The organism is Acidimicrobiia bacterium (assembly GCA_041393965.1).
GTDB lineage: Bacteria > Actinomycetota > Acidimicrobiia > Spongiisociales > UBA5794 > UBA5794.
This window is the reverse complement of sequence record JAWKJB010000003.1, coordinates 42939-69426: the sequence shown is the minus strand read 5'-3', so window position 1 is coordinate 69426 and position 26488 is coordinate 42939. Positions and strand designations below refer to the sequence as shown.

At 64.4% G+C, this 26488-nt stretch carries 26 protein-coding genes and 1 tRNA gene; 4 read left to right on the top strand and 23 right to left on the bottom strand.

Annotated elements, in window-relative coordinates; genetic code table 11:
- Positions 1-41 precede the first annotated feature (41 nt).
- Positions 42-1409 carry a septum formation family protein gene (locus R2823_09030; GenBank protein ID MEZ5176332.1) on the top strand — a complete coding sequence of 456 codons (1368 nt, stop codon included), beginning with the start codon at positions 42-44 and terminating at the stop codon, positions 1407-1409.
- Between the two features lie 72 nt (positions 1410-1481).
- On the opposite strand, the gene lysS is transcribed toward R2823_09030, so the two are convergent.
- The 13 genes from lysS to R2823_08965 all read right to left on the bottom strand — a co-directional run bounded on the left by lysS (position 1482) and on the right by R2823_08965 (position 13712).
- Complete coding sequence (lysS, locus tag R2823_09025; protein ID MEZ5176331.1) at positions 1482-2993, bottom strand: lysine--tRNA ligase; 1512 nt, start codon at positions 2991-2993, stop codon at positions 1482-1484.
- The gene (locus R2823_09020; protein ID MEZ5176330.1) at positions 2990-3763 is read right to left on the bottom strand and encodes a type III pantothenate kinase; all 774 of its coding nucleotides are present in this window, start codon (positions 3761-3763) and stop codon (positions 2990-2992) included. The genes lysS and R2823_09020 overlap by 4 nt, the downstream gene beginning before the upstream one ends.
- Positions 3763-4647 (bottom strand): pantoate--beta-alanine ligase, encoded by an 885-nt coding sequence (panC, locus tag R2823_09015; GenBank protein MEZ5176329.1) that lies wholly within the window; start codon positions 4645-4647, stop codon positions 3763-3765. Before panC ends, R2823_09020 begins: the two co-directional genes overlap by 1 nt.
- Before the next feature lie 2 nt (positions 4648-4649).
- Positions 4650-5435, bottom strand: a complete 786-nt coding sequence (locus R2823_09010) for a DUF2520 domain-containing protein (GenBank protein MEZ5176328.1) — start codon at positions 5433-5435, stop codon at positions 4650-4652.
- Between the two features lie 65 nt (positions 5436-5500).
- The gene (gene folK / locus R2823_09005) at positions 5501-6817 is read right to left on the bottom strand and encodes a 2-amino-4-hydroxy-6-hydroxymethyldihydropteridine diphosphokinase (protein ID MEZ5176327.1); all 1317 of its coding nucleotides are present in this window, start codon (positions 6815-6817) and stop codon (positions 5501-5503) included.
- Positions 6818-6819: 2 nt separating this feature from the next.
- Complete coding sequence (locus R2823_09000; GenBank protein ID MEZ5176326.1) at positions 6820-7302, bottom strand: hypothetical protein; 483 nt, start codon at positions 7300-7302, stop codon at positions 6820-6822.
- A gap of 9 nt (positions 7303-7311) precedes the next feature.
- Complete coding sequence (gene folP, locus R2823_08995; GenBank protein MEZ5176325.1) at positions 7312-8196, bottom strand: dihydropteroate synthase; 885 nt, start codon at positions 8194-8196, stop codon at positions 7312-7314.
- A gap of 4 nt (positions 8197-8200) precedes the next feature.
- Positions 8201-10105, bottom strand: coding sequence for an ATP-dependent zinc metalloprotease FtsH (gene ftsH / locus R2823_08990; protein ID MEZ5176324.1), 1905 nt, complete (start codon positions 10103-10105; stop codon positions 8201-8203).
- A gap of 88 nt (positions 10106-10193) precedes the next feature.
- Complete coding sequence (gene hpt, locus R2823_08985; GenBank protein MEZ5176323.1) at positions 10194-10718, bottom strand: hypoxanthine phosphoribosyltransferase; 525 nt, start codon at positions 10716-10718, stop codon at positions 10194-10196.
- Entirely contained in the window at positions 10715-12001 is a 1287-nt protein-coding gene (tilS, locus tag R2823_08980) for a tRNA lysidine(34) synthetase TilS (protein MEZ5176322.1), read from the bottom strand. Before tilS ends, hpt begins: the two co-directional genes overlap by 4 nt.
- Positions 11998-13071, bottom strand: a complete 1074-nt coding sequence (locus tag R2823_08975; GenBank protein MEZ5176321.1) for a zinc-dependent metalloprotease — start codon at positions 13069-13071, stop codon at positions 11998-12000. The genes tilS and R2823_08975 overlap by 4 nt, the downstream gene beginning before the upstream one ends.
- A gap of 42 nt (positions 13072-13113) precedes the next feature.
- Positions 13114-13428: a hypothetical protein gene (locus tag R2823_08970; GenBank protein MEZ5176320.1), complete on the bottom strand. Its 315-nt coding sequence runs from the start codon at positions 13426-13428 to the stop codon at positions 13114-13116.
- A gap of 86 nt (positions 13429-13514) precedes the next feature.
- Positions 13515-13712, bottom strand: a complete 198-nt coding sequence (locus R2823_08965; GenBank protein ID MEZ5176319.1) for a hypothetical protein — start codon at positions 13710-13712, stop codon at positions 13515-13517.
- A gap of 184 nt (positions 13713-13896) precedes the next feature.
- Here R2823_08965 and R2823_08960 point away from each other — a divergent pair, with 184 nt between their 5' ends.
- A complete protein-coding gene (locus tag R2823_08960) occupies positions 13897-14460 on the top strand; it encodes a sigma-70 family RNA polymerase sigma factor (GenBank protein ID MEZ5176318.1) in 564 nt (187 codons plus the stop codon).
- On the top strand, positions 14457-14690 hold the full coding sequence (locus tag R2823_08955; GenBank protein MEZ5176317.1) for a zf-HC2 domain-containing protein: 234 nt from the start codon (positions 14457-14459) through the stop codon (positions 14688-14690). The genes R2823_08960 and R2823_08955 overlap by 4 nt, the downstream gene beginning before the upstream one ends.
- A 28-nt stretch (positions 14691-14718) precedes the next feature.
- Here R2823_08955 and R2823_08950 read toward each other — a convergent pair whose 3' ends face one another.
- Both R2823_08950 and R2823_08945 read right to left on the bottom strand, forming a co-directional pair.
- A complete protein-coding gene (locus tag R2823_08950) occupies positions 14719-15633 on the bottom strand; it encodes a hypothetical protein (GenBank protein MEZ5176316.1) in 915 nt (304 codons plus the stop codon).
- Positions 15630-16184: a SigE family RNA polymerase sigma factor gene (locus tag R2823_08945; GenBank protein ID MEZ5176315.1), complete on the bottom strand. Its 555-nt coding sequence runs from the start codon at positions 16182-16184 to the stop codon at positions 15630-15632. Before R2823_08945 ends, R2823_08950 begins: the two co-directional genes overlap by 4 nt.
- 241 nt (positions 16185-16425) lie before the next feature.
- Here R2823_08945 and R2823_08940 point away from each other — a divergent pair, with 241 nt between their 5' ends.
- Positions 16426-17715: a hypothetical protein gene (locus tag R2823_08940; GenBank protein MEZ5176314.1), complete on the top strand. Its 1290-nt coding sequence runs from the start codon at positions 16426-16428 to the stop codon at positions 17713-17715.
- A gap of 357 nt (positions 17716-18072) precedes the next feature.
- Here the strand turns inward: R2823_08940 and R2823_08935 are convergent.
- From R2823_08935 to R2823_08900, 8 genes are all read right to left on the bottom strand, one after another.
- A tRNA-Thr gene (locus tag R2823_08935) sits at positions 18073-18144 on the bottom strand.
- Between the two features lie 48 nt (positions 18145-18192).
- The gene (locus R2823_08930) at positions 18193-19104 is read right to left on the bottom strand and encodes a TIGR01777 family oxidoreductase (GenBank protein MEZ5176313.1); all 912 of its coding nucleotides are present in this window, start codon (positions 19102-19104) and stop codon (positions 18193-18195) included.
- A complete protein-coding gene (locus tag R2823_08925) occupies positions 19101-19742 on the bottom strand; it encodes a lysophospholipid acyltransferase family protein (GenBank protein MEZ5176312.1) in 642 nt (213 codons plus the stop codon). Before R2823_08925 ends, R2823_08930 begins: the two co-directional genes overlap by 4 nt.
- Positions 19735-20796: a hypothetical protein gene (locus R2823_08920; protein MEZ5176311.1), complete on the bottom strand. Its 1062-nt coding sequence runs from the start codon at positions 20794-20796 to the stop codon at positions 19735-19737. Before R2823_08920 ends, R2823_08925 begins: the two co-directional genes overlap by 8 nt.
- A complete protein-coding gene (gene tmk / locus R2823_08915; protein MEZ5176310.1) occupies positions 20793-21401 on the bottom strand; it encodes a dTMP kinase in 609 nt (202 codons plus the stop codon). Before tmk ends, R2823_08920 begins: the two co-directional genes overlap by 4 nt.
- A 116-nt stretch (positions 21402-21517) precedes the next feature.
- A complete protein-coding gene (topA, locus tag R2823_08910; protein MEZ5176309.1) occupies positions 21518-24109 on the bottom strand; it encodes a type I DNA topoisomerase in 2592 nt (863 codons plus the stop codon).
- Positions 24110-24185: 76 nt separating this feature from the next.
- Positions 24186-25250, bottom strand: coding sequence for a glycosyltransferase family 4 protein (locus R2823_08905; protein MEZ5176308.1), 1065 nt, complete (start codon positions 25248-25250; stop codon positions 24186-24188).
- 4 nt (positions 25251-25254) lie between these two features.
- Positions 25255-26487: a histidine phosphatase family protein gene (locus R2823_08900; protein MEZ5176307.1), complete on the bottom strand. Its 1233-nt coding sequence runs from the start codon at positions 26485-26487 to the stop codon at positions 25255-25257.
- Position 26488 lies beyond the last annotated feature (1 nt).

Sequence of the window (26488 nt, the reverse complement as noted above, 5' to 3'; positions counted from 1 at the left end):
TCGCCGAGCCAGCAATACGACTTGCCAAGAGGACTCACGACATGCGTCATCACACGATCACTGCGGGTCTGCTCACGCTGGCCATCAGTGTGACCGGTTGCACTTCGATCTCGGATTCGATCACGAGCACCGTTGCGCCTCCAGCGGTGACGACGAGTCTGCCACCCGATGAGACTCCGACGAATCCTGACGACGGAACCACAACTGACCCGATCGCTCCGCCCGAGGTCGGTGATCCCGATGTTGTCGCCTTCGACGCCATCATCCTGCTGAGGGGCTACGAACAGGTCTTCGAACCGACCGGTATCGATGCGGGACTCCTCGATCTCATCGAGGCGTGGCTGCCATTGGAGCTCACCGACGGGATCGCCGTCACGAGCTTCACGGACACCGACGGCGAACGAATCGCCGTCGTGTCGATCATTCCCCTGTCCGGTCTCCGGGGGTTCCCGTTCCTCGCCGGCCTCTTCGCGCTGTGGGCCGATGAGGACACACCCGACCCCGAATCGGCAACAGCGATCGTCGAGGTGGAGGCAGCGTCCGGCGGTGTGTTCTACCTGTGGAGTGAAGGTGACGGGCTGCTGATCACGACGGCGACATCCGATACCGCCGCACGCGAGTACCTCGAGGCTCGTGCCGAGCTCGATGCGCCGAACCAGGTGTGGGAGACCGGACACTGCATCTACCTGCCCCAGGACCAGCTCGATGTCTACGGCAACGCTCCGTGGGCGCCGTTCCCGCAGGACATCGTCGTGCCGTGCAACGGCCCGCACAACGGGGAGGTCCTTCACAGCGAGTACCTCGGAACGGACCTCCAAGCGTACGACATCGACCAGATCACCTACCAGCGCTCCTATGCGTGCGACCGTGCCTACACGGAGACCTTCGGTGGCGCACAGGCGGACCTTCGCGTGTCGCTCGTGGGCTACATGCCAGACGCCGACGAATGGGAGCGCGGGGACCGCTACATCGCTTGCCTGGCGATCATCCCCGGACCCAACGACACCGAACGACTCGTGACCGGCCCCTTTTCGGGCCTGACCGATCTCGCATGGTCGATTCAGCCCGGTGCGTGCGCAACCGACCCAAGAGTGGTCGTGCGGTGCGATGCAGCCCACGGCTACCAGTACCTCGGATCCGTCGAATTCGCTGGCGACGGTTACCCCGTCGGCGATGACACGCAGTTCGATGAGGCTTGTGCGGACCTCGGCGAAGCTCTCGTCCCGAGCGGCGACCCGTCGGTTGAGGTCCTTGCGACCGGCTTCGGTATGGGTCCGTTCCAGTTCGAGCTCGGGAACCGAACCGTCACCTGCTGGGCCATCGCGGTCTCCGGCGACACCCACCTCGATGTCACCGGCTCGTTCCTCGACGCCTGGTCCGTCGTGTCCGACGACGCCGATCGCACCTGATTCCGCAACCCTGGGTACAACCCGGGGCTGTCACTCGGGAAAGGCCGAGTGGGAGCCCTTCGTTGAGGGGCGCTACTCGGGGCGCATTGTTGGGAACAGGATGACCTCGCGGATGTGGGTCTTGCCCGTCAAGAGCATGACGAGACGGTCGACACCGATCCCGAGACCACCTGTCGGTGGGAGCCCGTATTCGAGCGCCCGCAGGTAGTCCTCGTCGACGGGGTGTGCATCGTCGTCGCCTGCGGCCTTGCGCGCGGCCTGGGCCTCGAACCGCGCTCGCTGATCGAACGGGTCGTTGAGCTCCGAGAAGGCGTTGGCGTACTCGGAGCCCGCGATGAACAACTCGAACCGTTCGGTCACATGAGGCTTCGAGCGGTGCACTCTCGCGAGGGGTGACACCTCGATCGGGTGCTCGGTGACGAAAGTTGGCTCCCAGATCGTGTCACCTGCACACGCATCGAAGAGGGCCTCAACGATCCTCCCCGCTCCCCAATGGTCCTCCGGGTCAACGCCGAGGTCGCGGGCAGCTGCGGTCAGCTCGTCACGATCCGTGTGGTAGTCGATGTCAAGGCCCGTTTCGGCCTGCACGGCTTCGAGCATCGTGACGCGTTTGAACGGTGGTGCGAGGCTCAGCGGGCGATCGCCGACGACGAGGTCGGTCGACGCGTTCACGGCCATCGCGCACGCTTCGACGACCTGTTCGACGAGATCCATCATCGAGTTCACATCCGCGAAGGCCTCGTAGGACTCCAGCATCGTGAATTCGGGGTTGTGGTGAGCATCGATCCCCTCGTTTCGGAAGATCTTCCCCATCTCGAACACTCGCTCGAACCCGCCGACAACGAGGCGCTTGAGATACAGCTCGGTCGCGATCCTGAGCGACATGTCGAGACCGAGGGCGTTGTGATGGGTCGTGAACGGCCGCGCGGTCGCGCCGGTCGCTTGCGGAAGAAGAACGGGTGTCTCCACCTCCAGATAGCCTCGTGACTCGAACTGGCGCCGCAGCTCGGCGATCACCTTGGTGCGGGCGATCGCTGTCGTGCGCGCATCCTCGTTGGTGATGAGATCGACATATCGACGGCGGGAACGCGCCTCGACATCTTTGAGACCATGCCATTTGTCAGGCAGCGGACGAAGTCCCTTCTGGAGGAGCACGAAGGACCCGACCCGCACCGAGATTTCGCCACGCTTGGTCGTCATCACCGTCCCGAGGGCCCCGATCCAGTCACCGGCATCGAGTTCCCCGAACTGATCGAACGGTTCGTCCCCGAGTGTGCCACGATCAACGAAGAGCTGAACGGACCCGGTGAAATCCTTCAGCACCCCGAAGACGAGCTTGCCCATCATCCGCGTGTTGATGAGGCGGCCCGCAACAGCGACCTCGACACCGGTCTCGGAACCCGGCTCGAGGCCGGCGAACTGTGCGGCGAGGTCCTCTGCGGTGTGGGTGCGTTGATAGGCGTAGGGGAATCCGCCGTCTTCGAGCACCTCGCGGTACTTGCGAACGCGTTCCCTCGTCAGGGGATGCGATTCGAGGGAATCCCGATCGTCGAACGCGCTGTCGTCGGGCGGCGGTTCGGTCACGAGTGGTCCTGGTTCAGGTCAAAGATGATCTTGAGGCCTTCCAGCGTCAGATAGTCGTCGACCGTGCTGACACTTCGACAATGCGGCACGATCGTAGACGCTAACCCCCCGGTCGCCACCCGCGTGACATCCCCACCGAGCTCAACCGCGATCCGGTCGCAGATGGCGTCGACCATGCCTGCATGGCCGAACACGGCGCCGGATTGAATTGCCTCGACGGTGCCCTTGCCGATCACGCTGCGGGGCGACGCGAACTCCACCCGGCGCAATGCCGCGGTCCCGGCAACAAGTGCGTTCGTCGCGATGACAAGCCCGGGAGCGATGACACCCCCCAGATACGAGCCGGATGAGCCGACCACATCGAAGTTCGTGGACGTTCCGAAATCCACGACGACCGTCGGCGAGCCATACTTGTGCCGTGCGGCGACCGCGTTGACGATGCGGTCGGCACCCACCTCATGCGGGTTGTCGATCTCGATCGCCATACCCGTTCTCACACCGGGCTCGACCACGACCGACCGACCCGCCGTGAGGTAGTGACTGATTCTGCGCAGATTCGTCGTCACCGCCGGCACGACGCTCGAGATCGCGAGACCTTCGATGTCACCCTGAGTGAAGCCGTCCTGCCCGAGAATCCCGGTCATCTTCCAGCGGATCTCATCGAGGGTCGCCTCAGGCTCGGTTGCGACTCTCCAGTGGCCGATCAGTTCGTCGCCGTCGAACATCCCGAGGGCGATCTGCGTGTTCCCGACATCAACGGTCAGCAGCATCAGACCTCCCCGTACAGGATGCTCGGCTCGTGGAGTCGAATCCCCCGGTCGACGGTCATGGTCTCGGCATCGACGGAGACATTGTCGATGAGTCGAACCCCTCCAACACGCGCCGCGACCGCAACGAACGAATCCGACTCGACGCGGTCGACGGGAAACGCTCCATGGGCATCGGCAACCTCGATGTACTCGACCTCTACGGCTGGGAACGATGCGAGCTCCGATCGCATCGTCGCCTTGATCGCGCCCGATGAGACCACGCCGTCCTCGATCGAATCGGCAGCGGCGAACAGCGACCTGCTGAGGGCGACCGCACTCCTGCGTGGCTCCCCCTTGAGCCGGGTGTTGCGGCTCGAAAGGGCAAGACCGTCGGACTCCCTCACCGTCGGAAGTCCAACAAGCCGGATCGGGAACCGGAGGCCAGCGCACATCGTGCGAACCACGGCGAGCTGCTGGGCGTCCTTGCGTCCGAAGAACGCTGCGTCCGGTCTGATGCCTGCGAAGAGCTTGGCGACCACGGTGGCCACGCCTTCGAAGTGGCCGTGCCGGAAGCGTCCCTCCATGGCATCGCCGACACCGCCGACGGCAACCGTCACGCGGTTTCCCTCGGGATACACCTCGTCGGGGTCGGGCGCGAACAAGATGTCGGCGCCAGCCTTCTCGGCGAGACCGGCGTCACGGCCCTCATCTCGCGGATACGCGTCGAGGTCCGAGTCGTCGCCGAACTGGGTGGGATTCACGAACAGCGACACCACGGTTGTGTCCGACGCATTGGCAGCAGCCGCGATGAGACTCAGATGGCCCTCGTGGAGGAATCCCATCGTCGGGACGAGGCCCACCTCTCCTTCGGTGAGCGCCCGGACCTCGGCGAAGGTACGCACCATCTTCACCGCAGGACCTCGGCGAACTCGCTTGTCCGGCCTGCGACGCTCGCCGTCGCCGAACACAGGGACACGAAGGCGTCGGTGAGCTCCGGGGCCTCCGCCCGTATGGCGTCGAGCTGGGCGGCAACCGTCGAGATGTCACCACGGGCGATTGGGCCGGTGAGCGCCCGAACCGGCCCCATGTCGTACGCGTTGTCGATCACTGACTCGACGAGTGGGCGCGCCTCGAGCGGATCCACTCCAGCACATCGGAACAACGCGTCGGCCACAGCGAGGGCGGCAATCGTGTGGTTCGCCGCCGCAGATGCCGCAGCGTGGTACAGCGGCTTCGCTTCGTCCGTGATGGCAAACGGCCTACACCCAAGAGAACGGGCGAAATCGGCGAGGATCGACTCGGTGTCCAGCTCGGCGGTCACAGCCACGGACGAACCTGGCAGCCTTCGCGCACCCGCTTCCCAATCCGGAAGGGTCTGGAGGGGATGGAACGACGCGATTCGTGCACCCGCAGCGGCGAAGGGTTCGAGCACCGCGATCGACACGGCCCCTGACAGATGCATGACGATCGGAGCCTTGATCAGCGATGTAGCCTCGATGCGTGGGAGGGCGTCGTCGGACACGGCGATGATCAGCACATCCGGCTCCCCGACGGTCACGGGGACGCGGCGCTTGAGGGACGCTACGGCAGCCGAGGATCGCCCGCCGATGTGGACAATCGGATGCCCGGCGTTGGACGCGGCGATGAGCAGCGATCCGCCGGCTCGACCCGGCCCGTACAAGGCGATGTTCATGAGGCTCCGATCCGTCCGGGTATCGGTCCGAGCCACAAGCGTACCCGGTCCGTGCGACGGGTCGCTCATCCGATCGCGAGGTTGAGGGAGTGGCCGGTCGCCGCGTGTCGTCCGTCCCCCGCCCACACCTGGATCGTACCCGCCACCCACTTCGTCGTGAGGTGATCAACCCGAGCTTCACCGATACACCAACCACCGAGCCGTTCCGTGTCCGCGAATCGCGTCGAGATCTCCACGGTCGGCGTGTAGATCGCCCGGTCCCCGAGCCGCCCCGCGGCGAGCATGGCTGCCGGCCACACGAGGGCGTCGACCGCCATGAACAGACCTGCTGCCGACAGGTAGGAATCGTCGAGACCCTCCACCGGGTTCGGACACCACGCCCGAACGACGCCCGATGTCCCGTCGACGAGGTCGGGAATGTCCCAGTTCTCGAGCGGACGCCAGGATCGGACCGAGTTGCCCGGCTCCTGGCCGACAGCGTCGATCAGTTCGTCGAGCGGTCGACATCGGTGCATCGGAAGCACCTGCGGCACCGCGGGGGACGCGACGACCTGCCCGCGGTCGGTGACGACCGACAGGTGCGCGCGTCCGTATTCGAGGTCGTCGATCCACACCGACACCGACAGGTCCGCTGACCGGTCGGTCCGCCGGTTGTGTTCCACGGCCAGGAGGGCCTCGCCGCCACATGGAACCGGCCGGAGGTACCGGTAGGTCAGCGTGGTTGGGACCTTGTCTGGGTGCTCTGCGGCGGCGGCGGCGAGGACAGCCGCTCCGAGATAGCCGCCGAACATGGAACCGTTGAGGTTCTCCCAGTCGCAAGCAAGGTTCACCACATAGGTACCGTCGGATCCTCGAAGTTCCAAAGCCGAACCGATCCCGGCAAGCCAGCGTAGGGTGCGTGGGTCGAGCTGCCCGGTCACCCTCCGAACCATCTGATCGTCGACTGCCGCGAGCGAGTCGGCATACGGTCCGTCTTGGTCCGCGAGGCTCGGAGCCGCATATACGAGCGGCGCGAGAACGAACTTGCGGTCCCGGATCCGTGGATGCGGGACGATCAACTCCGGCTCAGCGATGACCTGTCCGTCATACCACAGGAGATCCAGATCGAGCGTCCTCGGCCCCCATCGGACATCGCGGCGCCGTCCGTTGCGGTCTTCGATCTCGACGAGGCCCGCGAGGAGGTCCCGTGCCGACCGCGTGGTGTCGAGACCGACCACAGCGTTCTCGAACGGGTCCTGGTCGATATTCCCGATGGGATCGGTCTCGTAGACCGGTGAACCAACGGTGACCGTCCCGAGGTCGCTGATCCCCGCGAGGGCTGCGAGGAGGTGCTTGCGGCGGTCACCGATATTGGACCCGAGGCCGATGAACGCCTTTGCCATCGTCAGGAGAGCGGGATGAGGCGACGACCTTCCGGGCCGATCGCCCGTCCGAGGATGCGCTGGATCACATCGGTGGCAATGATCGGATCGTCGAGCATGCCGGAGTGGATGAGATAGCCAGCGAGGAGGCCTGCGAGGGTGTCGTCGATGGTGTCTCGGTGTACGAGCACGACGGCTCCTGCAGCAGACAGCGAACGGTGCAGGAGTTCGAAGACGGGAATTGCGTCCTCGGGTTCGACATCCGCGGGAACATCCATCGATGCAAACGCGAATCCGGCGCTGTCGTACGGCTGTGCTGCCTGCTCAGGCCCGAGCAGGCTCACGATCGAGTTGATGTTTCGGTCGCGGAGCCAGATGAGCTCCTCTTCGCGACGAACCTTGCGATGTTCGAAGCCGTACCCCCCGATTCGTTCGGATACGGCAAGGCGACCCTTGATCACCCAACGGAACCCGCGGGGCTCAAGACCTGTTGATTTCTTGCTCATACCAGACGATTACGACCCTCCGGCGTTCACAATAGTGTGGACGACATGCGCTACCTCAACAGCGGAAGGCACGCTGTGCACGCGCAGAACCCGTGCCCCTCCGGCGACCGCCACCGCAACGGCTGCCGCCGACGCGCGGTCCCGCTGCTGCGGCGTCGTCGCACCCCGGAGCGGCTCAAGGATCGCGCCGAGGAATCGCTTCCGGCTGGCGCCCACGAGGACGGGGTAACCCGTGGCGGCGAACCGATCGATCGATCGCATCAGGATGAGGTTGTGGTCGAGCGTCTTGCCGAACCCGATCCCCGGATCGATCACGATCTGACCAGGAACGACACCTCGTCGTTGGGCCCCGGCGGCGCGCCGGGTGAGGAACTCGAGGACATCGCCGACGACATCGTCATAGTGAGGCCGATCTTGCATCGTGCGCGGATCGCCGAGCATGTGCATGACCACGGCACCCGCTCCGGTGGATGCGCACAGATCCACCATCTCCGGATCGGCGAGCCCTGTCACATCGTTGACGATCGCCGCTCCTGCCTCGATTGCGGCTCGAGCCACCTCCGTCTTGGAGGTGTCGATCGAAACCGTCAATCCACGCGCGGCGAGGCGCGCAACAACAGGAATGGTCCGAGCGAGCTCGACATCAGTGGGAACCGGATCCGAACCGGGGCGTGTCGATTCACCACCGACATCGATGATCGCGGCACCGTCCGCGACCATCGAGATCCCCGCTTCGACTGCGGTTTCGACGCTGAGGTACTTCCCGCCGTCGGAGAACGAGTCCGGTGTCGCGTTGACGACTCCCATGATGACGGGTGCCGAAAGATCCACCACCCCCCCGCGCACCTCCCAGCGGAGTTCGGATGCCGGATTCGGGCGGGGCAGCAGCGTCACCCGCTCAAGCGCCGTCGGTCCTCGCCGCGACGGCTGGTTGGATCGCGGGACCACTGTCGGGCGCCTTGATCCTGAGGGAACCGTCATCGCCGTGCTGCCACTTCGGGACATCCTCGAACAGCTCTTCCACCTCGTCAGCGTCGACGGACTCCTTGTCGATGAGCGCCTTGGCGATGCGGTGCAGGGCATCGATGTGGGTTTCGAGGATCTTGCGCGCCTCGTCGTGCGCTTGGGTGATGAGGTACCGCACCTCCTCGTCGACGGCTGCGGCGACCTCGTTCGAATAGTCCTGGCTTCGGCTGTAGTCGCGCCCGAGGAACACCTCCCCATCGGGCTTCCCGTATTGGAGGGGACCGAGCTTGTCGCTCATGCCGTACTCCATCACCATCTTGCGGGCGATCTGGGTCGCCTTCTCGATGTCGTTGCTGGCACCGGTCGTCGGATCGACGAAGATGAGCTCCTCGGCAGTCCGCCCCCCAAGGAGCATCGCAAGCTGGTCCACCATCTCGGACCGTCGCTGGTAGTACTTGTCCTCGAGGGGAAGGGCAAGCGTGTAGCCGCCAGCCCTGCCCCGCGGGATGATCGTGACCTTGTGGATCGGATCCGAGTTCGGGAGCGCATACCCGACCAGAGCGTGCCCTCCCTCGTGGTACGCAGTGATCTCCTTCTCGGCATCGGACATGACCCGCGATTTGCGTTCCGGCCCCGCGATCACCCGCTCGATGGCCTCTTCGAGCTCGGCCATACCGATCGAGTCCTTGCCGAGACGCGCCGACAGCAACGCCGCCTCGTTGATCAGGTTCGCAAGATCGGCACCGGTGAAACCGGGAGTTTGTCGTGCGAGGACTCCGAGGTCGACGCCGTCAGCGAGCGGCTTCCCCTTTGCATGGACCTCGAGGATCGCTTGGCGGCCCCTGAGATCGGGACGATCCACGACGACCTGGCGATCGAAACGGCCCGGTCGGAGGAGTGCGGGGTCGAGGATGTCGGGACGGTTCGTGGATGCGATCACGATCACGCCCGATTTCACATCGAACCCGTCGAGTTCGACCAGGAGTTGATTGAGCGTCTGCTCCCGTTCGTCGTGGCCGCCGCCGAGCCCGGCGCCACGGTGACGGCCCACGGCGTCGATCTCGTCGATGAACACGATCGACGGAGCATTCTGTTTCGCCTGGTCGAACAGATCCCGTACCCGCGACGCGCCGACCCCGACGAACATCTCGACGAAGTCGGAACCCGATATTGAAAAGAACGGGACCCCGGCTTCGCCGGCAACGGCCCTTGCCAGCAGGGTCTTCCCGGTCCCCGGCGGGCCATAGAGCAGGACACCCTTCGGGATCTTGGCACCCATCGCCCTGAACTTCTGAGGCGACGCGAGAAACTCCTTGATTTCCTGGAGTTCCTCGACGGCTTCGTCAGCGCCGGCAACATCGGAGAACAGCACTTTCGGCGTGTCCTTGGACACCTGTTTTGCCTTGGACTTGCCGAACTGCATGACACGGTTTCCGCCGCCCTGCATCTGCATGATCACGAAGATGAACAACCCGAAGATGAGCAGATACGGGACGAAGGTGAGGATGTAGTCGAGGATGGTCGGCGCTTCGGCATCGACGCGGAGGGAGACACCCGACGCCTGGAGCTGCTTCGTGAGGTCGCCCGCGTACTCAGCCGGGTAGTTGACGATGAATGTGAATTCCTCGCTACCCGTGTCGATCGTGCCGGACAGCTCGTTGGAGCGATCCTTCATCAGGACCTCCCCCTGCACATGCCCGGCTTCGAGTGCCGTGGTGAACTCGTCGAGCGTCAACTCCGTCGGCGCCGTCGCCTGATTGAACACAACCTGGAACGCGAGGACGACCAGAACGATCGCTGCGAAATATACGAGGATGGTTCTCGCCGTGCGGTTCACGGTGCTCCTAGCGGGCGGATCGAAGCCGATGCCTCTCCATCGGCCAGCCCATGGTACGGCTTCAGTCCGTCAAATTCGGCAGATCCGGTCAGTCGACGGAGTCCACAACGGCGACATATGGGAGGTTTCGGTACTTCCCTTCATAGTCGAGGCCGTAGCCGATCACGAAATCTGGTGGAATGTGGAAGCCCTCGTAAGCGATGTCGAGGGGGGGACGCTCGACGCCGTCTTTCACGAGCAGCGCCGCGAGCGAGAGACTCGCCGGCTTGCGAACCGTCAGATTCTTGAGCAGATAGTGCAGCGTCAGGCCCGTGTCGACGATGTCCTCGACGATCAGGACATGGCGATCTGCGATCTGCTGATCGAGGTCCTTGAGGATGCGTACGACCCCCGAACTCCTCGTCGCGGATCCGTATGACGACACCGCCATGAAGTCGAACTCGACCGGAATCGTGATGTGGCGCGCGAGGTCGGCCATGACAACGAAGGCGCCTTTGAGGATCCCGACCAGCAGGAGATCCTTTCCTGCATAATCCCGAGAGATCGCCGCACCCATCTCTTCGAGTTTGGCTTCGATCTCTTCCGCCGTTACGAGTGTCTTGCCGATCTTCACATTGGCCCTTCCCGCTCGATCACCATCGCCGCTTCGCCCGGTCCGGGGCGTGCCCAGTCAGCAACCCTGATTCCGGCAACAGCGGCAATCTTGCCATTGACCGCGATCGCAGGCCAAGACGAACGCAGCCGGGGCGGAACGCCTGCGGCACGGAGCAGCTCCGCAACGGGCGTCGTTTGGCCACTCATGTCGAGACGATCGCCGTTCGTGACGCAGCGCATGACCGCCTCGTCCCCGGGTCGGATGCTCACCGCGGTCCGACGCCCGACGGTCGTCATGAGGGCGGGTGCGTCAGACAGCGACACGGCGAAGCGCCAAGGCCCCCACGCCAGGACGCCCGCCTCGAGGGACACCGGCGTCGGGGCGTCCTGCTCGACCTTTGGGGCCACGACGACATGCGGACCCTCACGACCGCACACGAGGCCCCCGGTGAGGGTCCTGGTTGTGCCATCGCGGGCCGTCGCGAGAACCGCTGAGACATCGGCGTGGCTGCCGTGGTAGGGGAAGAGGTGCACCGTGAGTGCTCGGCGCACCGCCTCGGACGCAGCGGCAAGCGGCGCCGTCAGAAGCGGCGCGGTAGGGATCGCGGTCGAGTCGTCGCTGATGTGAACAGGGATCTCCGAGGCCATCGCCACGATGACGCCGTGTTGCGCTGCGACGAGATCGGCGCTCCGGGCGAGGTCCTCGACGATCGACTCGTCGTACTGTTGCGTGAGCAACGGCATCAGGTGGGACCGGATCCGCGACCGAAGGAAGCGATCGTCACGGTTCGACGGATCGTCCGTGTAGGGGAGACCGGTCGCATCAGCCACCGCCCGCAGCTCGGCGCGCCGGACGGTCAGGAAGGGACGGCAGAACGGGCCTCGCGTCGATGGGATCCCAGAGAGGCCTACCGGACCTGATCCCCGCATCAGGCGTATCAGCACCGTCTCTGCCTGGTCATCGAGCGTATGGGCGGTGCAGCACCGTTCGCCAGGTTCGAGGTGCTGTTCGAGGACGCGATACCGTGCGGCCCTTGCGCGGGCCTCGAGATCGGAGCCTTCGACGACGGGTGCATCTACCACCGCGAGCTCGGTTCCGGTGTGTGCGGCGATCGCTCTCGCCGCTGCGGCGAGGAGGTCGCTGTGGGAGAGATGGTGGTGAACGAAGACCCCACGAACCGGGTTCCCGGATTGTGCCGCGGCGTGGAGCAATGCCGCGGAATCTGCCCCTCCCCCGACAGCGACAACACACGGTGCCGTACCGAGGGCATCCCGAACCCGTAACACAAGGTGATCGTTCATGAATGCATGCGCTCGAGCCACAGCCTTGCGTCACGGATCTCGTCGAGGGTTGGCAGCGTCTCTGCCGATTCCCAAGCCATCGAAAGGGTGTCCCAGGAGGCAAGGCGTTCGACTTCGTTGATGAACTTCGCACCGTCGTCGTACTGGCGCATCTTCATCTCGATCCCGACCAGCTTCAGGAACGCCGCGGTCCTCGGATCGTTCCGGCGCGCGGTCAACACGCGCGACATCCGCTTGACATCGACGATCTCGCGCTCGCCCACCCGGTCCATCACGACATGGCCGTGTCCCTCAAGCAGGCTCATCAGCGCCTGAACCCGGTCGATGACCTCCCGTTGCTTCGGCGAAGCGAGCAGACCGAGGATGCCCTTGTCACCAAGCGGATCCTCGCCTTGGTCCTTCGCTGAGCGCAGTTCCGAGGCGATGCGCGCCATGCGACCCTTCTCGGGGCCATCCGCCGCGATCAGTTCCTCGACGAGCGAAAGGAAGTAGCCGCGCATCCACGGCACCCCCGTGAACTGCGCGCGATGGGCGCATTCGTGGAGGGCCACCCAGAATCGGAAACTCGACGGCTTGAACTGGTGCTGCCGTTCCATCGAAAGGACATTGGCTCCGACAAAAAGAACCGAGTCGCCGACCGTGTCGTCATCGGTTGGCAGGACGAGCTCGTACTGGCCGAGCACGCGTTTGGACATGAACCCGAGAACGGCTCCGACCTGAACCCCCATGGCCTTGCCAGCAAGGGTCGGCTTCGACTCCCGCGGTCCTTCGACGGCAGCAGCGGCTTCGGTTTCGGACGCGTCCGCGGCGAGGGCACGCTCGATGGGCTCGAGCATGTGTGCGAACGAGCGGGTGTTGGTCACGACCCAGTCGTGCCGAGAGATGACCCCCACCGTCGGGGATCCGGGGATGGAGAGCCCCGTCGCTTCGGCAACCAGCGCCGACGCACGCGCCACAAGGTCGGGAGCCTGCATTGCGAAGCGACGCTCGTGGTAGGTACCTGCGAGTGGGTAGTCACCCGAGAACCGCTTGGAGGTGGCTCGCGCTGTGTCCCAATCGACCTTGCTCATGATCGCGAGACTACGGTTCGTGGGTTGCGACCGGGACTGCGGTCAGTTGACGACTTCGTAGCGGTGCCGGACCGTCCGGTTGTAGGCGATGGCGAACCCACCGATGATCACAAGGGCGAGCACGCCGAACAGGGGGTACATGAATCGAGCGGTCCACGGCTGATTCGCCTCGACGACCTCTGGTGGCGGAAGTTCCACCGCAGGGACATCGCCGGTCGCGGTCTCGGCAGGTGCAGCCGTGGTGGTCGTCGCGCCGTCGCCCTCGGTGGCCGCCTCCGTGGCGAAGGCGGGAAGCGTCGAACCGATCGCCAGCACTGTGACGACCATGATGAGGGCGAGCCGCGAAACCGTACGCATCGGGAACAGAATAGACGGCCGGTGGATTCACACACTGTCGTGGTCCACCGGCCGTCGGGGAGGGCTGTGGCGTCCTCGGGCGAGTGCTACGCCTCGGCCTTGACGATTCGTCCCCTGAGCCTCGGGTACTTGGTCGGTGCATGCGCATAGCACCATTCGCGGCGGTTGTACTGCGACAACCGTGTCTCGCAGTCCTTGGCTGCGCATGTTCGGCCGGACGCGTATGTCTTCGGGGGCCTTGTCCCGCCGGCGAACCGGCGCCCCTTGAGTGCTGTTTCGTTCATCGTGACCTCCCACGGCACGGGACCCGCAACCGGATCCCGGCGTTGATCTTCTGCCTCTTTCAACGCCCCCATACCCAAAAAGGTTCCGCTTCGATCATGAGAATCGGATAAGGGCCCCAGGACTGACCCGGATTCGGGTCCCGGAAATGTGAACTGGGGGGCTGGCGCGACTACTTTTCGGGCAATGGCAGATCAGGCGGCTTTCGCAGACGACGCAATGCAATACGCTCCCCAGCTGTATTCGGCTGCCCTGCGCATGACCCGCAACCCAGCCGACGCCGAGGATGTCGTCCAAGAGACCTACCTGAAGGCCTACCGAGGGTATGGCTCGTTTGCGGCCGGCACCAACCTCAGGGCGTGGCTGTACCGCATCCTCACCAACACCTACATCAACAAGTATCGCAAGGCACAACGCAGGCCCGATGAGGTCGAACTCGGAGAGCTCGAGGACATCTATCTGTTCAAACGCCTCGGTGAGGCTTCTGGGGCGACCGTGAGCGCCGAGCGCACCGCACTCGACATGTTCGTGGACGACGACATCATCGAGGCCATCGAGTCCCTCCCCGAGAACTTCCGGATGCCCGTCATCTACGCCGATGTCGAGGGATTCTCCTACAAGGAGATCGCCGAGATCCTCGACATACCCATCGGCACCGTGATGTCCCGGCTCCATCGGGGAAGAAAGTCGCTGCAAAAACAGTTATGGAACTTGGCGGTCGAACACGGACTCGTGGAGCCACACCAATGAGCGGATGCGAAAACGCTGTCGAATATGTGTATCAATACATCGACGGGGAACTCACCGTGTCCCGAAAGGCCCGTATCCGCTGGCATCTGCGACGATGCAACCACTGCGACGACGCTTTCGAGTTCGAACAGGAACTCAAAGCGCGCATCGCCGCTGCGGGCAAGCAGCAGCCGTCCGAGGAGTTCCTCGCCGCGTTGCGCGCGATCATCGAAGAAGAGAAACAGTGTTGATGATCGGCGGCGACAAGCACTCAGGCGTCTACGGGCTGTAGACGAACTCGAAAGTCTTCTTCGATCCGTCGAAGTGCTTCACCTTGACGGTGAACGGGGCGTGTGGAGGAGCCTCCGGGAAGAACACCTTGACGCTCCACTCGCCGCTTCCGTCGACCTCTACCGTTCCACCACCGAATTCACTCGTCACGATGATCTCGGTTCCGGGCTTGCCGGTGCCGTAGTAGATGTCGTACGGCGGATTCTCCGAACACGATCCGTAGGTCTTGTGCGCAGAGAACTCCCAGCCGGGTTTGGTGGTCGTCGTGGTGCTCGTCGGGGGCTTGGTCGTGGTCGTGGGGGGTGGGTCACGGAAGACGCGGACGGTTGCATACCCGAGGTTGCCTACCGCATCGGTCGCGCGGAAGACGAGCAGGTTCTCGCCCATCTCAAGGGCGATATCGGCATGCCATGCACCCGACGAGTCAACCGGCACTGCGACATCGTCCTGTGTCACGACCGTGGCACCAACCTCTGCTGTTCCCGCCACGGTGACGGACTGGTCGGTCGTGTGGGTGCCGTCAGCCGGTGTGTCCACCACGATGTCGGCGGTCGTGTCGGGCGTCGCTTGATGGGTTCGGTCCACACCCTCGGGAGGGATGATCGGGAGGACTGGAACATCCGGTCGCGACGGTGGCTCCACGGTCGGCACGACGACCGTTGTGGTGGGGATGACGACGGTGGTCGGCGTGTCGGTGACCTCGACGACCGGGGGTGCGACCAGGAGCATCGCGACGACCGCGACGACAGCCGCCGCAGCACCTGCAAGGGCATAGCCAACCGAACGGCGCAGGACCAATCCCCTCGCAACCGCGGAGATCCCGCCGCTCGGGACTGGAACCGAAGCGACGCTGTCACGAATCGCATCTGCAGAACTACGGGCGAGCAGGTCGAGGGTTGTCACAGCACGCCTCCTTGCACATCGAGCCGTTCGGCGAGCGTCTGCCTCCCCTTGTGGAGATGTACCTTCACCGTTGAAGGGCTGCAATCGAGGATGTCGGCGATGTCGGCGATCGGGAGGTCTTCGAGGTAGTGGAGCGCGACCGCCTGGGCCTGCCGCTTCGGGAGCCGTCGAACCTGGGCCCAGAAGTGGCCGGCTTCCGCGGGAAGCTCACCGATCGTGGCATGCTCGGAGCGGAACCCTGCCAAGCGGGTCATTGCCTTGAGCTCACTTGCGCGACGCCTGAACCTTGAGACCGACAGGTTTGACACCACGCGCCGCACCCAAGCCTCCGGCTTGTCATACGCACCGATCTTCGCCCACTGCTTGTGGGCCGCAATGAACGCTTCCTGAGCGAGATCTTCAGCACCAGATCGACTCCCTGACAATGCGTAGGCGAGGCCCACAACCGACCGGAACTCTCGTGCATAGAACCGATCGAACGGTTCGACCGAGCGAACGACAGGGACGAAAGGGGTCGCCCCCCTCCCGTCATCCTGTGCCGTTTCGGGCACACGAGGTCTCGGCCGTACGGTCATTCTCTTACCCGTTACTCGCAGGTCAGGCATGAGAGGTTTACTTCGGCCGCCGTGATGCAGCGTCGCAACTCCCACTGAGGTCCGTATCGGCACAGGAGTCCGGGCCCTGCAGATGATTCTCCGGTGGGGAGTAAACCTGACAGCCCCACGATGCGTGTAACGGGTGGGCATCTCGGGATCCGGAAGGCATCGACATCGTGCAACGGAGGATCAATCCATGAGAGGCAAACCAATCGCTGCGGCAGTCATCGCCTTCACGCTCGTGTTCATCGGCGGTGCCGCGATTGCGGGCATGGCGGGGAACCGGACCGAGTCGGTGTTCGCGCCCGCGACGGAACCGGCGTCCGACAAGGCCACCACGACCATTCCGAAATCGGAGAGCAAGATCGCCGAGTCGGTCGGACGAGACACTCCAAAGCCCGACAAGCGCGATGACGACAAGGACCGCGACACGACACCTCCTCGGTTCTCCATCACGAGTCCGGAGAACGAGAGCCATGTCGACAGCGATGTCGTCGTGGTCAAAGGCGGTGTCGAACCCGGAGCGAAGGTGTGGCTCGGCGACCGTCGCGCGTATGTCGAAGGTGATGATTGGAGCATGCGCGTCGAGTTGAAGGAGGGGCGCAACACGCTGACCTTCAAGGCCATGGATCGAGCTGGGAACAAGACCTTCCTCACATTGACGCTCTTCCTCGACCCGGTTCCCGAGCCCGATACGACCCCGCCAAAGTTCTGGATTGTCTCCCCCAAGAACGGCCATGAGACCCACGACGAGGTCATTCGGGTTGTCGGTCATGTCGAGCCCGGCGCCAAGGTCTTTCATGGTGACCGTCCTGCGCATGTCGACGGTGATGACTGGAAGATCGAAGTGAAGCTCAAGAAGGGCAAGAACACCTTCACCTTCACGGCATTCGACGAAGCAGGGAACAAGGCGCGCGACTCCGTGACCGTGTATCTCGTCGGTGATGACGGCGAGCCACCGAGGTTCGCGATCACCTCACCTGCGGATGGTTCTGAGACCGACGATCGAGTCATCCTCGTTCGAGGCACCGTCGAACCGGGCGCGAAGGTCTACTACGGGGACCGCAAGGCCCATGTCGACGGCGACGACTGGAAGATCGAGGTGAAGCTCAAGGCAGGCAAGAACACCCTTACCTTCAAGGCGAAGGACAAGGAGGGCAACAAGTCGGTCGCTACCATTCATGTGTGGTATGTGGGGGACGACGAGCCCGGCTACGAGTTCTGGGCGGCGCAAACCTACGGGTCCTGTTCGGAGAACCCGCCGTACGACATCTTCTACGGCAAGGGAAAGCCGGGAAGTGTGGTCGAGGTTGGTTCTGCCTGGGGTTCGGGTCGTGCCGAGGTGTCCGATGAGGGCCATTGGGAACTCAAGGTCTTCTTCGAAGGGGCACCTGTTGGGGAACCGTTCAAGGTGATCGTCCAGGCATCAACCGGCGAGGAGAAGCACCTCAAGTTCACCTACACGGGTGGTGACGGGGAGCACTGACCCGGCAACCCGAGGCGAACAAGGCGAAGGAGCCGCACCACCCGGTGCGGCTCCTCCTGTTTGCTGGTTCTGGCGCCGCCGCCTACGATGGTACCGCGATTGTTGAGTCATAGTCTTCATAATCGTGACTGGACGCGAGTGGCTGCATCGGAGTGGGCGACGATGGCTAGATGTTGCCCGCCTTCGCCGCCGAGTCTGGACCGTCACGGTCTGAAGAGGTGATGGCCCGACCGATGCGATGGCGGCGGCCGCCGCCCAGCAACGGTGACAGGTTGTGCGGACCGGGACGGATCGAGGCATGGGGGCATCTCTTCGTCTCGGTCCCGCACATTGCCCCGAACCGCCCCGCGTGAACGGAGCCGGAGGCGGGATTTGAACCCGCGACCTACGCATTACGAGTGCGTTGCTCTACCCCTGAGCTACCCCGGCGAAGGCGCGGATGATATCAAACCTGTCGAACAGTCCCCTTCGGGTTCTTCAGCGGACGGCTGCCGCGAGCGCGGCGTCAACCGTTTCGTGCACAAAGGTGAATCCCGAGTCCTCAAGGACGCGCGGTGCAAGACGATGCGAGACATAGCCGATGGATTCCGCGAGCTCGCCACCGAGCCGCGCCACGAGGGCGAACCGCGGTGTGGGAAGGACGGTCGGCCGGTGCAGCGCCGACCCAAGGGCCTTGACGAACTCGGCGTTGGTGACCGGATTCGGTGACGCAACATTGACCGGGCCGTGCACATGCGTATCGATGACATGGAGGAAGGCCCGAACACAGTCCTGGTCTGAGATCCAGGACCACCATTGCTTCCCGTCGCCGATACGCCCGCCGAGCCCGAGTTTGAACAACGGCAGCATCGGTTTCAGCGCACCTCCCCGCCGCGACAGCACGAGGCTGGTGCGCATGTTGACGACGCGAACCCCGGCCCGCATTGCCGGGTGCGACGCCTCCTCCCACGCCGCGCACAGCTTGGCGAAAAAGCCCTCCCCGGCAGGCTCGGCCTCGGGGAGCACATCGTCGCCCCGGTCGCCGTAGAACCCCATCGCCGATGCCGTGACGAGCACCGGCGGCGGATCTTCCATCGCCGCGACGGTGTGGGCAACAGTGGTGACGGGCTCGACCCGGGACGAGACCAGGAGCTCTTTGCGTGCGCGTGTCCAGCGTTTGTCCCCAACCGGCGCTCCGTTGAGGACCACCACCGCGTCCGCACCCTCGAGGACCGCAGGATCGAGTCTCCCGAACTGCGGATCCCACCCGAAGCGGTGTGGTGGCAGATCATCTCGGGAGGTGTGCCGCACGAGCTGGTCCACGACATCACCCCTCGATTCGAGTGCCTCCATCAGGCCAGATCCGATGAGGCCGGATGCCCCCGCAACAACGACTCGCTTCGGGCTCATAGCTCCATCCAGTCCGAGAGCCTCCCGTCGACCACCGTGAACCAGTCGGTCGTCATGGAGCCTACCGGATCGATCCGGTCCGCATAGTCGTACCACCACAGCGGCTCGTCATACCACAGGCGGACCGCCGTCCGATTGAACCCGCGCTGGGTGGGCGACATGGTGTGCTGGGTCCCCCAGATCGAAACCGGAATCAGCGGGGAACCGGTCATCCACGCAAGCCAGGCAGCGCCGCGCTTTGCATCGTTTCCACCCCACTGCTCGACCCTGCGCCCCTCAGGAAACAGCCCGATGGGGTGACCCGACTCGAGGTGGTCGATTGCGGTCCGCATCGCCGCGATCGGATAGCCGTCGCGGTCGAGCGGAATCGCGTCGTAGTACTGCATCGTGAGGTCGAAGATCCGAGACCGACCGAAGAGCTCGTCGACCGCAAGGAACCGGACGGTCCTCGGGGTCGAGAACCCGATGAACGGTGGATCGAGATGCGAGAAGTGGTTCGCGGCCATCACGAACGGACCTTCGCTTGGGATGTGGTGGAGGCCCTCGACCGAGATGTCGAAGTACACGCGGGCCAGCACCGCCGCGGGGATGCGTGATGCCGCGTCGATGCTTCGCTTGATCAGGGGCCGTTCACCCATGCTGTCCGAGATCCACGAACAACGAGGCAAAGGCGAGGCTTGGCCGCTGGTTGGCGCCGATGGCATCGATTGCATCAAAGACCCTTGCCGCGTTCGCCACTGCCGTGGTGACATCGGAGCGCGCGAGCAGGGCGACATCGACATCGGCGTTCTGGACGCGAGCCCCGAGCTGAGACGCAGCGATGTCTCGGTAGAAGCTCGCGAGGAGTTCAAGACCGGTGACATGAAGGGCGTCAGCGGCCCGAGCGAGTTCTCGCTGTTGCCGCTCGACGAGGGCTTTCGGGGGGTCGCGATCGGGGTACAGCAGCTCGATATCTCGCTCCTGTCTGGCCTTGATGGCGCCAAGCAGTGGCTCGGTCGCATCGAGGACCTTGCCGACCATCCGGTAGGCATCGCCGGGGTGGTCAGTGAGGGCGCCCGGCACGGACAGCCACGCCTCGCGGAACGCAGCGACGGCTGGCTCCGTCGCGAGGGCAAGCGCGAGGCCGGGCCGCCCACCCGAGATCCGCGCTGCCTCGGCGGCGGCGGCGGGATCCACACCGTTGGCCTCGAGGCCGTCGATGATCTCATCGGTCCCCACCCGGCCGAACACGACGGTCCTGCACCGGCTCGCAATCGTGGCAGGGAGGTCGTCCTCGGAGTCGGCAACCAAGACGAACGATGACGACACGATCGGTTCCTCGATCGTCTTGAGCAGCGCGTTGGCGGCCTCATCGTTGAGCATCGACGCCTCTTCGAAGAGGAAGACCTTCATCGCCGCCTCCAGCGGCGCAAGGATCGCTGACGACACCACGGACCGGGCCTGGTCGACGGTGATCGACGATCGACCCTCCGGTGCAACGACGATCACATCCGGATGGGAGCCGCCGGTCGCGCGGCGCACGGCATCGGGATCGTCACCTCCGACGAGGTTCGCTGCGAATTCTCTCGCGACCGAGGCCTTGCCGACATTGGAAGGACCGACGAAGAGGTATGCCTGGGCCGGATGCTCGAGCTCCGACCTCAGCAACTCGACGACCGGAGCATGGCCGATGACCGACGCGAACGCGGTCACAGTCCCAGCCCATCGATGACGGATCCGATCACCTCGGTGACAGGTGGCTCGGCGTCAACCACGATGAAGCGATCCGGTTCAGCCGCGGCGAGGGCATCAAACCCGTCTGCAACTCGGTGGTGGAAGGTGATCGCTTCGCTCCCGATGCGGTCGTCGACGGCTTGTCGTTCGAGGCCGGCCTCCGCGCTGAGGCGGAGCAGGACAACCCTTCCCGGCCAGAGACCGTCGATCGCGATGTCGTTGAGGTTGCGGATCGCGGTGAGGTCGAGTCCCCGTCCGATTGCCTGGTAGGCAAGCGACGAGTATGCGGATCGGTCGCTGACGACCCAAGAACGATCCATGAGCGCCGGCTTGATCACCGTCTCGACGAGTTGGGCCCTTGACGCCGCGAACAGGACCGCCTCAGCTCTCGGTGACGGCGGATCGCCGTTGCCGAGAAGGATCTCCCTGATCCGTTCACCGACATCGGTCCCGCCTGGCTCCCGCACGAAGATCGCAGGGTGCCCGACGGTCTTGAGATGGTCGGCGATCGCCTTTGCGACCGTCGATTTCCCAGCACCTTCGATTCCTTCGATGGCGATGTAGCGACGAGCGAGACCGGTCATGACCACACGGTACCGGGAGTGCACCTTTTGCGGTTGACGGTTCACCGTTTACGGTTCACGGTTTACGGTTTACGGTTCACGGTCCCGTCAGAATCGGTCGCGGCGGGTGAAGTGGCCTATTTCCGTTTCCGCTTCCGTTTCGGTGGCGCCGGGCCCTTTTCCCGCTTCTCCGCGAGGCGTTCGGCTGCGTGCTCCACGGTGAGGTTCTCAAGGGTCTCGGCGACACGGAGGGACACATTCGTCTCACCATCGGTCATGTACAGGCCGAAACGGCCATCCTTGACGACGATGTCGTTGCCCGTCACCGGGTCCTTCCCGAGTTCTTTCAGCGGCGGCTTTGCACCGCGCCGCTTGCGGGGCTTGGCGAGCAGCTCGACGGCTTCGTCGAGGGTGATCGTCAGCAGCTGTTCTTCCGTCTCGATTGACCGGTTCTCCTTGCCCCAGTTGACATAGGGACCGTGCGGCCCGTTCTTGGCGAACACGGGTCCCCCGTCGTCGGGATGGGGCCCGATCTCGCGTGGGATCTTGAGGAGGTCGATCGCCTGCTCAAGGGTCAAAGCGGCGGGATCCATCGACTTGAACACCGAGGCCATCTGTGGCTTCTCCTGCGATTCGGGGTCCCGCTCCCCCATCTGCACATAGGGCCCGTAACGGCCCTTCTTGACGAAGATCTCGAGGCCGGTGTCGGGGTCGCTTCCGAGCGATCGCTCGTCCTTGGGCTCGCTCAGGATCTGATTCGCTCGCTCAAGCGTCAGCTCATCGGGCGGGAGGTCAGGGGGTATGGATGCACGATCCTCGCCTCGCTGGAGGTACGGGCCGTACTGGCCGGAGCGGGCGATGATGGGAACACCGTCATCACCGACCCCGATCTCGAAGGAGTTGACAGCTTTCGGGTCAATACGGTCGAGGGCGTCCTCCGAGACGAGATCAACGATGCCGGGGCTTCCATTCCCGAAGTAGAAGCCGCGAAGGTACGGAACCATCTCCTCGGAACCCGAGGCGATCCGGTCAAGGTCCTCTTCCATCTTCGCGGTGAAGTCGTAGTCGACATAGTCCGAGAAGTACTGCTCGAGAAGCCCAACGACCCCGAAGGCTCTCCAGGTCGGGACCAGCGCCGCGCCTTGCTTGAACGCGTATTCCCTGTCGAGGATTGTCGAGATGATCGATGCGTAGGTGGATGGACGCCCGATACCGAGCTCCTCAAGGCGCTTCACAAGCGAAGCCTCGGTGTATCTCGCAGGTGGCTTTGTCTCGTGGTCGGTCGGCTCGAGTGCCACGCAGCGAGGAGCGTCACCTTCCCGCATGGTTGGCAGATGGGTTTCCTTGTCGTCGAGGGCAGCGTCGGGATCATCCCTCCCCTCGACATACGCCCGCAGGAAGCCGGCGAAGGTGATGGTGCGCCCACGCGCAACAAACTCGCAGATCTCGCCGTCGAGCGTATCGGCGGTCATCGACACCCGGACGCTCTCGCCCTTGGCATCTTTCATCTGGGAGGCAACCGTGCGCATCCAGATGAGTTCGTACAGGCGAGACGCATCGGCTGTTGGCCCGAAATGGGACGCCACACGGTCGATGTCGGTGAACCTCTGTCCCGCAGGACGAATCGCCTCGTGCGCCTCCTGGGCGCCTTTTGCCTGCTTCCCGTAGAACCGCGGCTTTTCGGGAAGGAACCGTTGCCCGTAGCGGTCCGCGACGAGGGAACGGGCAGCTTCGATGGCAGTTCCCGACAGATTGGTCGAGTCGGTCCGCATATAGGTGATGTAGCCCTGTTCGTACAGCGCCTGGGCTGCGCTCATGGTGCGCCTCGCCCCGAACCGCAGCTTGCGGGAAGCCTCCTGCTGGAGGGTCGCCGTCCGGAACGGCGCGTAGGGCCGGCGGGTGTACGGCTTGGACTGAACCGATGCAACGACGAAATCTGCGCTGCTGAGCCCTGCGGCGAGAGCGGCAGCGTCGTGTGATGAGAGGACCCTGCGCTCCTTGGTGAGGCCTCCGTCGTGACCGAAGTCGGAACCGTCAGCGATACGCTGGCCCTCAACGGCGCGCAGGAGGGCCTGGAACTCGGTGTCGTCATGGCGAAGGGTCGCCCGAAGGCCCGAGTAGTTCGACCGCACGAACGACATGCGCTCACGCTCGCGATCGACGAGAATCCTCGTCGCGGGGGACTGGACCCGACCGGCCGACAGGCCCCTCCGAACCCGACGCCACAGGACAGGCGAGACTTCGAAACCGAACAGCCGATCGAGGATCCGACGAGTCTCCTGTGCCTGGACGAGGGGGACATCGAGCATGCGCGGGTTGGCCGCGGCTTCCTCGATCGCCTGCTTGGTGATCTCGTGGAACACCATCCGGTGCACCGGGACCTTCGGCTTGAGCTCCTCAAGGAGATGCCACGCGATTGCTTCCCCCTCGCGGTCCTCGTCCGTTGCCAGGTACAGCTCGTCTGCGTCCCTCAGAAGCTGCTTGAGCAACCGAACCTGCTTGCGAGACGACGGCGACACGATGTAGATCGGGGTGAAGTCGTTGTCGATATCGATCCCGAACCGGGTCCGATCCCATGCAGCCTGCTTGCTCTCGGGGAGTTCGGTCTTTTTCGCTGGGATGTCGCGGATGTGCCCCACGGAGGACTCCACGACGAAGTCACCGCCCAGATACCCCCCGATCGTTCGCGCCTTCGCAGGCGACTCAACGATGACAAGTTTCTTCGACACAAGTACCTCTCGCTCATGGGTCCATCAAACATCGGACAGGTTCGTGTCCGTGTCAAGGGCCTCAGCGGGGCGCAAGCTAACGCAGATGCGGTGCAAAACCGGCGACGAAACGCTCGACGACCCGGTTCCATGTGAATTCGGACACGACGAACTCCCTCCCGGCCGCGCCCATCGCCGCGGCAAGATCGGGGTCATCGACGAGGGTCGTGAGATGCCTCGCCACCTCTGCTGGTTCGGTCGCAACGAACCCGGTCTCGCCGACACGGACCGTCTCCGGTGAGCCCCCGGAGTCGCCGGCGACGACCGGGATGCCGGTCGCGGAGGCTTCGAGGAACACGAGCCCGAGCCCCTCCACTTCGAGCCCGCCCCATCGCGACTTGCACGGCATCGCGAAGATATCCATCGAGCGGTAGAGATCCCCGAGGTCCGACCACGGAACATCGATCTCGAACCGGGCGTCCACACCGAGCTTGTTGGCCCGTTCCCGGATGCGGGACTCCAGGCGACCCTTGCCGACCATCAGCACCTGCACATCCCGATCCATCATCGCCACGGCCTCGAGCAGCCGTTCGTGGCCCTTGCGGGGAACGAACCGGCCGACACAACCGATCACCGGCTTCGGGTTCGCACGGGTCCACTCCGGCGGCTTGAAGGCCCCGACATCGACGCCCGCGCCGACGCGCGTCACCTCGCTTCGAGAGATCCTTGTGACCCGCTCGGCGGTATAGCGACTCACCGCGAAACAGACATCGGCGGCGCGCAACACCCGGCCGAGCCACTGCCGACATCCGGGAATGGCCGAAGGGATCGTCACCTCCGCGCCGTGGGCGAGGACGCCGAAGGGAAGGTTGAACTCGTCCCGCAGCGACGGTCCGAGCGCCGCAAGCGGATGCGGCGCGCCGAACAGAACGGCGTCCGGCTCGAACTCGCGGATGGTGCCCGCGACAAGGGCCCTTGTCGATCGGGTCGGCAGCATGTAGCGCCGCGTTCCTCGCGTCACGGATGTATCGGGTTCGGCCGCAGGGTCGTGGGGCCCGACGATGTGGACCGGGTCCGAGTAGGCGTCGACGAGGTTTCCGAGGTACTGCTGGATGCCGCCCGGCTTGGGTGGGAAGTCGTTCGTGACGATGAGGAGGCGCATCGGTTCAGTCCAGATGCGGAGCCACATTGTACGACGCCATCACCGCGCCGTGCTCGGTGAGCAGGAAGCTCGACTGCGCGGTGTTGCGAGGAATCGCGATCTTCCCGCGACCGGCGTTGGCGACCCCGAGCACATTGATCGCTAGGGCCCGTATCGCCGCACCGTGCGACACGGCGATGTACGGATCGGCGTTTGCCGCCTTCGCCAACCGCTCCGCGGCCCCCCGCATCCTCGTACCAGCGCCGACGAGGGACTCCCCATGGCCACCTCTTGGGGTGTGGTCCCCGCTTCCGCTCTCATATTCGGCGATGTCGTCCCGATGCTGTTCGAGGATCTGCGCGGTGGTGAGCCCTTCCCAGGCGCCGAATGACATCTCCGCGAGATCCTCGTCGCTGGTCGGGGACGGCACCCCGATCCGCTGACCGATGATCGTGGCGGTCTGTGTAGCTCGGACCCTCGGTGAACTGAAGATGGCCGTGACCGAAGGGGCGTGATCGGCGGCTTCGGCGGCCTGGCGCCGTCCGAGGTCCGTCAGCGGTGAGTCGGTGGTGCTGTCCCATGTGCCGGCGACATTCCCCTCCGATTGCCCGTGCCGAATGAATGTCGCGCGAAGCCCTACCGGCCCGAATTGCTGGGTCGTGTGGTCGAGGTGGGTTGCGTCGTTGAATGTGTGGATGCGGCGTTCCCCGTCGGAGCCGATGCTGATCTGCGACACGGCCGTATTGTGCGAAGGAGTCATCGAGGGTCGCCCGTCGAGGCCGGCGATTTGGCGCATGATCGACCAGATGACACCGCCATGGGTGACGAGGACCGCATGTTGCCCATCGGCAAGTTTGTCGACGAGATCGTCGAAGGCATCCCCGATGCGGCGATCAAACATCGAAAGCTGCTCTCCCCCGCCGGGCGCGAGATCCTCGCCGTTGACGAAGGAGAGCCATTCGTCCGGATACCGCTGTTCGACCTCCGCCGAGGTCAGTCCTTCCCACGATCCGATCGAGAACTCCCGGAAGCGAGGATCAGGGGTCACCTCACCGAGAACCGCCGCAGTCGCCATGGTTCGCGGCAAATCGGAGGACACCACCACATCGGCATCGAGGCGTCCGGCGAAGCGCTCCCTGAGTCGGTCGATCTGTTCGAAGCCGAGCGTCGAGATCCCCGAATCGGTTGATCCCTGCCAGCGCCGTTCCCGGTTGGCGTTGGTCTCGGCATGTCGAATGATCGTGACAGTTCTTCCCATC

Bases quoted from the DNA above. Each gene is read 5' to 3' on its own strand.
- R2823_08975 (MEZ5176321.1), bottom strand. From the start codon at position 13,071: ATGAGCAAGGTCGATTGGGACACAGCGCGAGCCACCTCCAAGCGGTTC.
- R2823_08900 (MEZ5176307.1), bottom strand. From the start codon at position 26,487: ATGGGAAGAACTGTCACGATCATTCGACATGCCGAGACCAACGCCAAC.
- R2823_09030 (MEZ5176332.1), top strand. From the start codon at position 42: ATGCGTCATCACACGATCACTGCGGGTCTGCTCACGCTGGCCATCAGT.
- R2823_08905 (MEZ5176308.1), bottom strand. From the start codon at position 25,250: ATGCGCCTCCTCATCGTCACGAACGACTTCCCACCCAAGCCGGGCGGC.
- R2823_08965 (MEZ5176319.1), bottom strand. From the start codon at position 13,712: ATGAACGAAACAGCACTCAAGGGGCGCCGGTTCGCCGGCGGGACAAGG.
- tilS (MEZ5176322.1), bottom strand. From the start codon at position 12,001: ATGAACGATCACCTTGTGTTACGGGTTCGGGATGCCCTCGGTACGGCA.
- R2823_08955 (MEZ5176317.1), top strand. From the start codon at position 14,457: ATGAGCGGATGCGAAAACGCTGTCGAATATGTGTATCAATACATCGAC.
- R2823_08940 (MEZ5176314.1), top strand. From the start codon at position 16,426: ATGAGAGGCAAACCAATCGCTGCGGCAGTCATCGCCTTCACGCTCGTG.
- tmk (MEZ5176310.1), bottom strand. From the start codon at position 21,401: ATGACCGGTCTCGCTCGTCGCTACATCGCCATCGAAGGAATCGAAGGT.
- panC (MEZ5176329.1), bottom strand. From the start codon at position 4,647: ATGGTGCGTACCTTCGCCGAGGTCCGGGCGCTCACCGAAGGAGAGGTG.
- R2823_09000 (MEZ5176326.1), bottom strand. From the start codon at position 7,302: ATGAGCAAGAAATCAACAGGTCTTGAGCCCCGCGGGTTCCGTTGGGTG.
- R2823_08925 (MEZ5176312.1), bottom strand. From the start codon at position 19,742: ATGGGTGAACGGCCCCTGATCAAGCGAAGCATCGACGCGGCATCACGC.
- R2823_09010 (MEZ5176328.1), bottom strand. From the start codon at position 5,435: ATGAACATCGCCTTGTACGGGCCGGGTCGAGCCGGCGGATCGCTGCTC.
- R2823_08930 (MEZ5176313.1), bottom strand. From the start codon at position 19,104: ATGAGCCCGAAGCGAGTCGTTGTTGCGGGGGCATCCGGCCTCATCGGA.
- R2823_09020 (MEZ5176330.1), bottom strand. From the start codon at position 3,763: ATGCTGCTGACCGTTGATGTCGGGAACACGCAGATCGCCCTCGGGATG.
- R2823_08970 (MEZ5176320.1), bottom strand. From the start codon at position 13,428: ATGCGTACGGTTTCGCGGCTCGCCCTCATCATGGTCGTCACAGTGCTG.
- R2823_08960 (MEZ5176318.1), top strand. From the start codon at position 13,897: ATGGCAGATCAGGCGGCTTTCGCAGACGACGCAATGCAATACGCTCCC.
- folK (MEZ5176327.1), bottom strand. From the start codon at position 6,817: ATGGCAAAGGCGTTCATCGGCCTCGGGTCCAATATCGGTGACCGCCGC.